Annotated in this window: 10 protein-coding genes; 6 read left to right on the forward strand and 4 right to left on the reverse strand. The window is 60.8% G+C overall.

What is annotated here, in order from left to right; translation table 11 throughout:
• The gene (locus tag PI246_RS14850; RefSeq protein WP_320552087.1) at window positions 1-1602 is read left to right on the forward strand and encodes an ABC transporter ATP-binding protein; all 1602 of its coding nucleotides are present in this window, start codon (window positions 1-3) and stop codon (window positions 1600-1602) included.
• A gap of 607 nt (window positions 1603-2209) precedes the next feature.
• Here PI246_RS14850 and PI246_RS14855 read toward each other — a convergent pair.
• Window positions 2210-2908 carry a hypothetical protein gene (locus PI246_RS14855; RefSeq protein WP_320552088.1) on the reverse strand — a complete coding sequence of 233 codons (699 nt, stop codon included), beginning with the start codon at window positions 2906-2908 and terminating at the stop codon, window positions 2210-2212.
• 1250 nt (window positions 2909-4158) lie between these two features.
• On the opposite strand from PI246_RS14855, the gene PI246_RS14860 reads away from it, so the two are divergent.
• The 5 genes from PI246_RS14860 to PI246_RS14880 all read left to right on the forward strand — a co-directional run bounded on the left by PI246_RS14860 (window position 4159) and on the right by PI246_RS14880 (window position 8383).
• Window positions 4159-5961, forward strand: coding sequence for a MobA/MobL family protein (locus PI246_RS14860; RefSeq protein ID WP_320552089.1), 1803 nt, complete (start codon window positions 4159-4161; stop codon window positions 5959-5961).
• A 144-nt stretch (window positions 5962-6105) separates the two neighbouring features.
• Window positions 6106-6639, forward strand: a complete 534-nt coding sequence (locus PI246_RS14865; RefSeq protein WP_320552090.1) for a hypothetical protein — start codon at window positions 6106-6108, stop codon at window positions 6637-6639.
• Between the two features lie 221 nt (window positions 6640-6860).
• Window positions 6861-7340, forward strand: a complete 480-nt coding sequence (locus PI246_RS14870; protein WP_320552091.1) for a hypothetical protein — start codon at window positions 6861-6863, stop codon at window positions 7338-7340.
• A gap of 170 nt (window positions 7341-7510) precedes the next feature.
• On the forward strand, window positions 7511-7828 hold the full coding sequence (locus tag PI246_RS14875) for a hypothetical protein (RefSeq protein WP_320552092.1): 318 nt from the start codon (window positions 7511-7513) through the stop codon (window positions 7826-7828).
• Entirely contained in the window at window positions 7829-8383 is a 555-nt protein-coding gene (locus tag PI246_RS14880; protein WP_320552093.1) for a hypothetical protein, read from the forward strand. It abuts the gene before it with no gap.
• A gap of 937 nt (window positions 8384-9320) precedes the next feature.
• Here PI246_RS14880 and PI246_RS14885 read toward each other — a convergent pair.
• From PI246_RS14885 to istA, 3 genes are all read right to left on the reverse strand, one after another.
• Complete coding sequence (locus PI246_RS14885) at window positions 9321-9602, reverse strand: DUF7660 family protein (RefSeq protein ID WP_320552094.1); 282 nt, start codon at window positions 9600-9602, stop codon at window positions 9321-9323.
• 208 nt (window positions 9603-9810) lie between these two features.
• Window positions 9811-10515 carry an ATP-binding protein gene (locus PI246_RS14890; protein ID WP_320552095.1) on the reverse strand — a complete coding sequence of 235 codons (705 nt, stop codon included), beginning with the start codon at window positions 10513-10515 and terminating at the stop codon, window positions 9811-9813.
• Entirely contained in the window at window positions 10505-11836 is a 1332-nt protein-coding gene (istA, locus tag PI246_RS14895) for an IS21 family transposase (protein ID WP_320552096.1), read from the reverse strand. Before istA ends, PI246_RS14890 begins: the two co-directional genes overlap by 11 nt.
• Window positions 11837-11906 lie beyond the last annotated feature (70 nt).

Genomic DNA, 11906 nt, shown 5'->3' on the forward strand with positions numbered 1-11906 from the left:
ATGCGAGGCATTACCCGCGCTGTTCTGGTCATCGTGCGTTATCCCTTCGATCAGCTTCGCTGGCATAGATCGATGATGGCGTGGCTCATCGCGGGACGATTTGTGCTCAGTGGTGGCTGGCTATTCGCCAGTCCACTGATTCAAAAGCATGCGGTGGATGCAATTGTGGTGCGAGACTTGGCGAGAACAGGGGAGTGGCTCGCTAGTGGTGCTGTGGTTTTTGTGGTGTTGCACTGTCTGAATTACTGGTGGTCCTGCCTTAAAGCCCAGACCGTGCGTGTCGTCATTGCAAGCACCGCGGCCAAGGCGGCCACGGCTGCGACGCGACGTTCGGGACTCGGAACGAAGGTCGATGCCGACCACCATGTTTCGCGAGTGGTAGACGAGTCTCAGCAGCTCAGTGAGACCGTCGATGTAACGGTTAACCTGGCTGGATCTATCTTTAATGTGCTGTTTGCATGCGCCGTTGCCGCTGTCATCAGTCCACTCGCAGTCGGCCTGGTCGTCGTGTTGACGCCGCTGATCGTGGTTCTTTCCTCACGAAATTTCTCTGTCTCCCGACGGTTCTCTGAAGTCATGGACCGAAGCCGAGCGACAATGAAGGCAACAACTTCGACGAATCTTCGCAGCATTTCCGGCATGGAGGCACTGCCAATTCGGCGGCTGACCGCTGCGGCGATTGATCGTTCGTTTAAACCGTTTCTTTCGTCGTATATCACTTTGCAGGGCGAACGCGCGAAGACCCAGCGGGCGAATGCCATCGTGATGAGTGCGGTTGAGATGTTGGTCATGCTTGCGGTTGCCGCACTGGCTATTGTCGCAAAGCTTTCGCTCGGAAGTTTCTTCGCCTTGGTGCAGGCATCCTGGTCGCTCAGCGGTGCGTTCAAGGATCTGAACGCTCAGCTTAGTACGGCGCCAGTGCACTATGGTCGCATCCAGCGCATGAAGCGGTACACGCGCCTTCACCGGTCTAGTAGGAGCGCACATGCCTCGGGGCGCGTGCGTGCTCGGGCACTCGCTTTGTCACCGGGCGGGTTGGAGCGACTGCCAATTCCTGACTTTGACGCGCTTCCTGGTCAGGCGCTGGGCTTGTATGGAAGTAATGGGTCGGGGAAGAGCACGCTGCTTCATGCCATCCACGGATCGCCTATGGCCGCGATCGGTCAGTTGAGCGTTTGGGGGGCCTCGGGTTTGATGCCTTCACATCTGGTTTTCCCCACGGTCGACGTAAACGCACTTCTTTGTGCATGCAAAGTTCCCTATGAGCTGGCGACTACGCGGCACTTTATGGATGAGTTTCTTCCGGGGAAAATGCTGACGGACGATCCAAACGGGTGGTCTGATGGAGAGCGGAAGAAGCTAGCAGCGTTTCTCCATCTTGCTCACGACCGCCCCATCGTTTTGATGGATGAGCCGCTTTCTGGCGTTGACGCGGCATCGCGAGAGCGGCTGCTCCGATATCTCGTGGAGCGAAGCCGAGACCGCGTGCTCATCGTGGTTTGTCACGACATCGAGCTGCGGAAATGCTTTTCAACGACGATTGAGCTTCCGGGGGTGGCGATTTCGAGCCGTGTTTCGCCGTCCCTCACGACTCCCTTTTGAGCTGAGTTCAGCTCAATTCCCGCCAACGTTGTTGGCACCTACTCACATGTTATGGAGAACCACTATGAATGACGTCCTCGCCCTGCAGGCCCTTCCGGTTGACGCTGGCATTGACCCGATGCTTGCCAAGGAAGGCAGCAGCTCGCAGAGCACGCAGTGCAGCTGCCACAGCTGGGTTCACTGCGGTTAAAAGCTAACGCCTTGATCGTGTCCGGCGTATCGCCGGACACGCTCTTTTCCTGGAGCGATGCAATGCAAATACGACCATGGCCTGTCCTGGTGGCAGTGACCCTGACTCTCGCGTCTCTGGCAGGCTGCGAGTCAGTCCGGGTTCGCCACCCCGAAGCACCGATTGAACGAGCCGATATTGAGGCCATCGGTCAGCAGCATTTCGATAGAACTCGGGCGAAGTGGATACTGGGTCCGCCTAGCTCGACGGCAGATGGTCCAGAAGAAGGTCAATGCTTGACATGGAACGGCGTTCGTGTGCGCGATCGTTCGCGCCCAAGTGCAACCGAGGTGAGCGATGTGCGCGTTTGCTTCAGTGCAACCGGCTATGCACGCTCAGGTTCTATTGGCGATAAGCCGCTCCCCGACTGATAACATTTCATGGGCCCAGCGATTTGACGACTTGGCCGGATGCATTCATGAATTCGATAGTCGCTTCGCCGGCTTCAGTGACCCGTAATTGAAGCCGTGGCCGGCCGCGGCCATCTTGCAAAACTACTGTGGCGTCCCCCATAGCGCGGCCAACGAACAATCGATCGGGAGCGGGACTGAGTTGGTCCAGGCGGCGGCGCTCGGCATCTTTGGCAGGGCCATCGGGCATGGCGTCCAATCGTGTCCAGGCGGCTATATCTAGGGGATGCGAGGATCGATCAACAACGCGCATACCGGTGAAGTGACCATCTGGTCCATCGTCATTGAGCAATTGAAGCGCCTGATCCTGTCGATATCGATCAAAGGTGAGGCTACCGGAGTTTTTGCTCCCTCCGGTTGGCAGCCGTTGTCCGTTGAACAGTAGTCCTCCAACTTCGCTTCCCTCATCGTCGTAAAAAAGTGCACCGGCGCTCTCGCGGTCGCTGGGGTACTGCTTACCCCCAACAATCAGGCCCGGCATGGATGCGCGGTTGCTCAGCACCGTGCGCAATGTGCCATCGGGCTCTACGATGCGCAGTTGTTGGACCGTCAGAACGGACGGTGCAGCCGTTGTCCATCGAAGGTGGCCCGTGAAAAGTGCCACCGCGATTGCCGTAGTCAGGGCTGCGGTGTATGTGAAGAGAAGGGTGTGGGTTGAGAGGCGCATGTGTCATCCTTTGCGACGTCGCCATTTTGTCTCGATGCCGTCGTTGTGGGAACCCGTCAATGGTCACGAAGAGGCCTTGGCCCAAACAGCCTTGGACTCTGCAACCTTGGAAAGTCTTTTCTAGCCGGGTGGCCGCGCACCAAATTGCTCAGCCTGTTGAAGTATCCGGGTACTGTGTTTGAGGTCGCCGGTCAAGCGACGTGGTTACGTACAATAGCCCCTTGACGCGATACGTGATCCACCTATCACGTTCGTTAGGGGGCTCGGTGCCGCATCGCACTTGAGCGGGGCGCGATCCCCAGCATCAGTAACCGATCCTGCCGGCAAGGCGGGCCGGCATGCCGCTGGCGACAACGCGAAGCGGAGTGGGGCAGCACTCGATTGTTACGATTGATTGGCCGGACTGCAGTCGGGGTATAGTCGCGCGTAGACGGATGTATGGCATCTGCCATTGACCAGTGTTGAAGAAGTGGTGATCGGTTCTACGACATCCATTAATTGATCGTGTGGTGCTGTATTGCCAAAAGGATTTGAGCAAACCGCCGACGGCCTGAGACACCTCAGAAGAATTCGCAATGGTACGCGACCCATTATTGCGATGCGCGATTGCTCCTCATGAGCCGTATCTTCCTTACGGTTTCGATTACGTTAGCGTTTCGTCGGTCACTGTCAATCGGCCTTAGCCTGTTCGCGGATTGCGCGTCAGAAGTCCTAATGGCCGTTCGCTAGCGCATAGAAGCGCATGCCGGCTTGATGCATGATGATGGTGCCGGGTCGAGGATGAGAAGCGGTCCGGACTGCACAGCAAGGTCGGGAGCAGCACGACAGCGCCCTGCGCTGCAGCATTGACCGCTCCGATGGGCGAGGCATTAGCGCATTCGGAGCCGTCACAGGGTAGGGCGGTGTGCGAGGGGCAGTGCGCGTCTACTTGTTCTTCGAACAACGCGCCCTTCGGGGATGACCCATAGGCGTCGTACGTACTTGCGACACCCGCAGGCTCGCTCATGCGCACATCGGCCTGCACCAACGCCTGACGGCGCATGCGACGTCGACATCGCTTCGCGCAACTGTCCGGCCTCACAAATTCTCGAATTCGCCGAATTTGTGCAATTGACGTTTTGGGCCCCGCTGCTTGAATGAACGGACGGAGCGGCGTGGCCCCACGGGTCGCCCTTCTCCGCGCATTCCAGATCGTTCAAGGGTCTGCGGTGTTGAAAATCCTCCCATTACAAGAAGAACAAGGAAGCCGCATGCATCACGCTCGCCCTCATCTTTCCGTCCATTCGCGCTCTCGGCGCCACTCCGCTGTGTCGGGTGCGGCCTACCGCATGCGCTTGCGACTCTTCGACGATCGCGCCAAACGCTGGCGCGATTACCGTCCGCGCCGACATGTTGACAGGGTCGTCTTTGCCAACACCATCGCGCCAGCGGGATCCCCAGCGTGGGCAACGGACCCGGCCTTGCTGTGGAACATCGTCGAAGCCGCAGAACAGCGCAAAGACTCGCAAATCGCTCGGGACTACCGTATCCCCGTTCCACGCGGCGTTCCGGAGGCCACGGCCATCGATTTGGCGCGCCTGATGGCCGACTTCATCATGACCGAGTTGCACACGGCGGTTTCGTATGGGGTGCACCGCGACGCCGACGAAGACGCCTTGGGCGCCGACAAGCCGGAGGAAGCGCGTGGCTACCACGTCCACCTTTACTTTCCCACCCGCACCATTCCGAATGAGCTTGGCGACGAGACGGGCATTCCCCGAATGGGAATCAAATTGCCTCAGTTCGTCAATCAGACCAAGGGGGCGGCTTTCATCGAGCGCATGAACGCGCGATGGGCTGAACTGGCGAACCTTGTCGCCGGGCAGAATGGGGTGTCCGCCACGTTCGACCATCGCAGCTACAAACGGCTGGGCATTGCGCGAACGCCCGAGCCCCGCTTGGGCCAGAGCGCGACTTGGACCGAGCGCCGCGGACAACGCACGCGCCTGGGCAACCTGCTGCGCGCGCATCGGGCCACCCGCGACGGCACGTCCACCGTCGTTCCGGTGTTGGCCCCGATGACGCCGGTCGACCCATTCGCAGCGCCCCAGGAGTGGCCCGAGGCCGTCTTGGCAGACGAACGCCAGCCGCAGGCGCTCGGCGTTGCGCCCGACGCGCCGGTACCAAACGAGGCTGCACCCATGGGTGACGCGGCGCTCACAAACCCGCCACCGACGGTGACCGCCGCCCGCCCGGTCGATGGGCGGTCCGAATTCGGGCGCCTGGATGGCCGCCTGCCCAATCGGCCGCGTCCACGGCGGAGCGGCTCAAGTACCGAGTGGACCGGCCCAGCCAGGGGTGCGGTCCCTGGATTAACGCGGGAACAGTGGGAGCAGTCGCCTGTCGCCTATGAGCCGTTGCCCGTCGTGGGGCTGGCGCAGCGGTTCGAGACGCGGTACACCGCGCGCCAGAGTGCAAATGCGACCCTCCCGCCGTCGGCGCTGCTGGCGTTGGTGCACGCCGTCGAACGTGCCCTCAACACGCTGATCCGCATCGGCCGCGCGCTGTGGCACCTGAACGACGAGCACAAGCGCTACAGCGCGGCGCAAGCCGATGTGCAGCTGGACGTGCAGCGCAAGCGTGAGGCCGCTGAGACGCTCCAGCACGAGGTGCACCAGGGAAGCCGGCCGTTCACCCCGTGGATGACCCCGGCGCATCGGCGCAAGCTGGCCGAGATCCAAACGCTGGAGGAAGAGGTCGCCGAGCGTCTGCGGATGAGCGCGCACATCGATGAGCAACTGCAGGGCATCGCAGAGCGTGCTGACCCGTGGCGGGCGCAGGTCAAGCAGGCCCGACGCACGCTCAAGCAGCGCTTGGTGGCCCTGCGCGAGGTCGACAGCGAAGCGATGGAGGACTTGCTCGGTGTCGCCACCAACCGGGAGCGGCCGTGGCTGAAGATGTACTCGGCGACCACCGAGCCCACCTTGTCCTTGCAGCAGATGGTGGACGCCGCCGAGGCGGAAGGGCGGCGCAAGGACCGCACGACGAAGCGAGCCTACCGTCCGCGGCGATAACTGCGGTGGGTGAGGGGCCGGGGTAACCAACGATTGCTTCGGCCCCCTCCATGCAGAGCCTTACAATGGTTCAGCGGACCGGATCTGCCCTTCTCGGAGGCTCCGGTCCTCGCTTGCGCCCAACCCTCCACAAGGAATAGGACCATGACTCAGCACAACCCCCTGGTGACCCTGATTGAACACCGCGCACCCCTGCCGGCCATTGAAGCCGCGCTGGGCGCGGGTGCCGAGGCGAACGATGTGGCCGTGATGCAGGCGTTGGAGGACATCCCGTACAACGATCCGTGGCTGGCCCAGGTCCTGGCGCTGCCTGCCATGGCCGACGCCTGGCAGTTGCGCGGCGATGCTGACCAAGCTGCTCTGGATCTGAGCGGCGCCATCGAGGACGGCAACGTTGATTCGGCCGCGGCGGCGCTCGCGACGATGCGCGAGGCGGGCGATACGGCGGACATGCTCTCAGACGACCTAACGTTTCTGGGCGAGGCCGTGGCGTGCCAGGCACCGTTGGCCATCATCGAGCTGTTGCTGGAGCACGGGGCGGATCCGAACGGATTCAGTCGCGATGCGCGAGAGGAACTGACCAAGCTACCCGAGGACGCGTACCGCGAAAGCGTCGAACGTCGGCTTGGGTTAGCGGCAACTGAGACGATGCGACGAAAAGCCGGCATCCGGCCATGACGCCATGCGGAAAGACCACACGCCGACGTTATAGAACCGCTCCACAAGATCGGCTCGCACTGAACGCGTGGCCCAGCGGCGCACGGTCGCATTGCCGCATGATTGCTCGAAGTGACCGCCCGTAGCCCAGCCCACCGCCGAGATCGGAGCGTTGACGTATGGGATTACACATTGCAGCTCGATAACGTGGTAAATCCATGGTCATTACGCGAGGGGTGGGTATGGCCGAAAATGTGCATGCGAGGGCATCGCGCTACGGGTGGCAAACGCGTTCGTCCGAAGACGAGGGCAGTATCTGGTTGACGTCACCCGTCGGCGATGAGTATTACTGCGAGCTTGATGCGGATGCGCACGATCTGCTGAACATCGCACTCATGTATGCGTGGTTGCGCTATGAGCAGTGTCGGCAGATCGTGGCCATCGCGAACGATCCAGGCCATGAAGCTCATGAGGCTGTTACCCGTTGGCTGATCGACCCGGAGGCCACCTTCGACCCGTGGAAGCGATTGCCCCACCCCGGACCGGGATGGGCCGAGCTGCCTGACACTCTACCGGAAGGGTTTGAGGCCATGTGTGTGGACGGGTATCAAGGCAGTGACCTCCGGTTGGCGATGGAGCGCTTCAAGGCGATCGAAGGGGCACGCCAACTGGACAAGGCGTTGAGCAGCGTCTCGGTCGCACGAGGGCGTGCACGGCTCTGAACGCACCCTATGCCAGTGCCGCCGAAGCGGCTTACAAATGGGCGCCTCTGCGAGACGTGGCCGGCTCGGGTGTTGTGTCTACCAACTGTCGCCGACACATGGCGGTGCGACAGTGACGCCGACCAGGCTGCCCTGGATCTCAGCGGGGCATCGAAGACGGTAACATCGACTTGGCAAAGGCGACGCTCGAGGCCATGCGCGATGCGGGCGACACCGCGGACATGCTGGCGGACGAACTCAGCGATCTGGGAGAGGCTGTGGCATGCCGGGCGCCGCTGGCGATCATCGATCTGCGACTGGGGCACGGGGCAGGCCCGAACGGGTTCAGCCGCGATGCGCGTGAATATTTGACGAAGCTGTCTGAGGGAGCCTACCGCAACAGCGTGGAGGATCGGTTTGGGACGGCGCTCGCGGTGAACGAGACCATAGGGAAGGAAGTCGGGCCTCCCCTTGAGGCAATGCAGAAGGGATCGCACGGCGATTCATGATTGAAGATCATTCTCGAATCGGCGTATAACCGTTCCACAGTGAGCCGTGCGCAGTTACGCAAAAGCCGCGATGAAATGCGGACCCTACCTCGGACAAGGATCGAAATGAATCACGGGTCAGAACACAAGAGCACAGGAAGAGCGAAGCGGCTGAATACCACGATAGCTAGAAATATAAAAAAAGCTTCAAAGCACTCATCTTACCCGTGGCTTCCATGGTTGTGTGCATTGGGCTTAATCATCACCTACCTAGTGATGCTCAAGTACCCTTCATGGAAAACCTATGATGTTTTCTGCAACGTTGTCGTCGTTTGCGGTGTAATCCTCGTCGCCAGCGGATCGGTGCTTACGCAAGAGATGCGTCAGCATCTCTTCGACGTCAAAGATTTTGATAAAAACACGAAAGATTCCAATGGAAATGCGAGAGTGCGGCCGATGTTGTCGCAAAAGGAAGTTGCAGCGATGCTCTTGGAGGCGTCTGACAGATCCGAAGCGGGAACGTTAACTGCAGTCATCGGTACATCAGCGCTCATCGTTCATCTGATCGCGGGCTGAGCTTGAAATTCAGGACGCTATGAGACGGACAAGGATCATCCCCCCAATCATGAACGTGCCCAATAACATCGCCTTCTGACTGGTTCTCAGCGCTGTGTACATCGCTAGGACGGAGCGAGGCGCGCCAGCGTGAACAGGTAGCGTTGAATAAGTTATCGGCGTGCTTCTTTTTCGCTTGGCCATTGAGACCTCTCAATACTAACGACGTTTTAGTCTAGACTTGTCTAAGTCAGGCGAATGAAGAAGTCCGAGTGCGGTATACCTTCGACGTGTACTAGCACGTGGGCGTGCCCTGTCAATGTTTTGCCAGCTCGTTTCTGCAGACTCACCCGTCCGCAATGGGGTGAAGAGGTCCACTGGGCTTCTTCGGGCACGAACCGATGGAGCCGCGCCGCCTTCCAGGGGGCTGGGCAAATAGTCGGCGACATCATCCGGTGCTTTAGGTCGTAGCTGCGCTCATCGTAGGCGGTTTTAAGATTCCTTCCATGGCCTTCATTCGTCTTGCGCAGCCCCGGCGCCGTGCGAGTCAAAGTCAAAGAGTGGCAGGCTGCGGCCTATCTCCCATTATTTGCTGTGACTTCCAGACTTGAGGTCAATCCCTTCAAAAATTCTCACCTGGGTATTCCTTACTACGTGACCAGGATTCTGAAATACGATGACCACGTGTCCTAAAAATGCTGTGGTTGAGCCATGCATAGCGGCCAATGTCAACGCCTCTCCATGACTGATAAAAATGCCTATGCTGTCGGAACGATTTGCCGTTGCTGGTGCACCAGAGTGACAGAATGAGCGATTGACCCAGCTGCGCCAAGGGCTGGGAGCGCGTCCCTCGGGTCAGCGGAATTCAGATGCCGAGGACGGGTGGGGTGGAATGAACGATCAAGGCCGAGATCCATCGGCGCCGGAGGCAACCACCTTTCATTAGTGGTTAGGCCTGCTACTCGTAGCTACGCCCGGCCCACAAGAAGGTCGCAAAAAGCTGCCAAGGATTGACCGGCTTAGGGCCGGGACGCACACCAAAATCCGAATCCTTGGCCCATGCCGATGCCGCCAGCAAAAAGTCGACGATGGTTTGGTTGGCCCACGCGCCTTGAAACCCGTCATGGGTCACGGATGACGACTCAGACCGATCTCGGTCGGCGGCGAGCAATTCGACAAACGTGATGAACGATGTTTCGTCTTCCACTGCCGATAAAGCTTTGAACACGTCGTCGGTCACCGTAGGCATCTAACTACTCACGAGAAGGATGTGCTGGTCCGATGATACGTCGACGCGCATCCGCTGAGCGCAGCCCTTCCACTCTTTTGCGAGACCTGTGGGCAATCGAGGTTCAGCCATCAAGGTGTTCAGCCGAACCGAGTTCCGCATTCACACATCAAAAAGGCCGCCCGAGGTTCTCCCCGGACGGCCTTCGCGTGCCTTTTGCTTACACCGTGAGGCAGATTCGGCAAAACGCCCGTATCGACCGTCCCACGATGGCGTCGGCGGCGATGGGATCTTCGAACTGCTGATCCCACGCTTCCATGGGTGTCGGCGACGCGATCAAGGTGGCCTTCTTCCGCCGCTGTCGCTCGTCCAAGAGGCGGCGGAGCAGATGCCCCTCTTCGGACGTAGCAAGCTCAGTAGCGAAGTCGTCCAGCACCAGCAGCGCGGGCTTGACCAGCTTCAAGATGCACTCCGTCACCGCTTTGCGCGACTCGGCCTCGGCGCACTCGGCCAGCCACTCCGGCACCCGAATATACGTCGTGGTCAGGCGCTTGACGACGGCCTCTTGTGCCAAAGCCGTCGCTAAGTAGCTTTTGCCGGACTGAGTGGGGCCGGTGACGACCAAGGTGTGGCCCTGGCGCACCCAGTCGCACGTGGCGAGGTTTCCCAGCTGCTCCTCAGTCAGCCCCCGTGTCCCACTGGCCCACACCTCGGGCAGCGCCACGTGGTCGGGCAACACTGCCCGGCGCCTGAAGCTGCGGGTGCGGCTGGCCAGGCGATGCTGGAGCAGGGCCTCCACCAGGGCTTGGACGCAGGCGGTGTGGGACCGCTTCTGATTGCGTGCGTCGGCCACCCAGTCCTTCAACGCGTCCGCCATCGGACCCAGGTTCGCTGCATACAGCGCCGCCAAAGCATCATCCAACATGGGTCACCCCCACGATCGCAGCCGCGCCCCGGACATGCGCCGGTCGAGGGACGGCGCGGGCGGCATCCCGTCCGCCACCCTTGGTGGGCCGCGAGTGACCGGGCGATCGGGTTGCTGGCAAAGATGCCAGGCGCTCCTTGGCCGCCCGGGCCACCAGGCGCTGCAGCGTGGTGATCTTCACTGACTGCATCGCAATGGCTTCGGCGCACATGCGATCGACGAACGCGGTGCCATGCTTGGCCGCCAGACGCTGCGTGCCCTCGCATGCGGGCATGCCCAAGTAGGGCTGCGTGCGCGCCAGTTGAGCCTCAACAAATTTCTTCACGTGCGGCCCCGCCGACTCGGCCCAGGCTCGCATGCCTTCGGGCGAGCGACCCGCGTAGCTGCGGTGGGCCTCCGTCTGGTGCTCGGGGGCGGTCGTGTGCCCGCCCAGGTCCGACGACAGGCGGTGGATGGCCACGCAGATGCGCTGATGGAACACCTGGACCTTGCCGTCCTGAACCTTTGCGTCGACGCGTTCGCCGATGAGCCGGTGCGGCACGGAGTAGAAGTGTCCCAACAGCGGGATGTGATAATCCCGAGGTACCTTCGGGACCGTGGTCCATTCTGCATAGGTGTACGGTTCGGCAGGCAATGGCCGCAGCGCTCCTTGTTCGCGCTCGAGGAAGCGCTCGCGGCGGCTTTGCCCGTACTTTTTCATCGGCCGGTCATTGAGTTCGTCCAGCAGCACTCGCATGCGGGCATTCAGCGCGTCGAGTGAGCCAAACGATTCTTGGTTCAGCACCGCAAGAATGCGCTGTTGGACGATGCGCACCGCGGATTCTGCCGGTGCTTTATCGCGGGGCCGCCGGGGCCGAGTATTCCGAATCAGCATCATGTAGTGCTGCGCCAGCGACAAGTAGCTGCGCTGAAAGACCGGCTCCCGCCCGGCCTTGAGCACCGCGGATTTCAGATTGTCACAGACCACCAGGGCAGGGGTGCCTTGGAAGTAGTCGAACATCTGGACATGGGCGCTCAGAAAGTCCGGCACGCGTTGGGTCGGCGTGCATGTGCAAAAGATGAGCGAGCTGTGGGGCAAGACCCCCACAAAGACCTGCACCGACACCGGTTGTCCGGTGGCCTCATCGGTATAAGAAGCGAGCATGCCCGAATAGTCCACCGCCGCTTGCTCGCCGGGCTTGTAGCCTTGGCGCATCTCCGTCGGCAACGCGGCGCGATACGCGGCGAGCTTGGCGGCGAGGTGAGAATAGCTCAGCGCATGGCGAGGATCTGCTTTGCGGTAGCCCTCCCACCAGAGTTGTAGAGTCTGCGCGGTGACCACCCCCCAACTTTTCGAGCCATCCCAAAGTAGGGAAATTCGGCGAAACTAACCCCAACCTACGAGGTGGTTT

The organism is Luteibacter sahnii, from assembly GCF_034063545.1.
GTDB classification, from domain to species: Bacteria; Pseudomonadota; Gammaproteobacteria; order Xanthomonadales; family Rhodanobacteraceae; genus Luteibacter; species Luteibacter sahnii.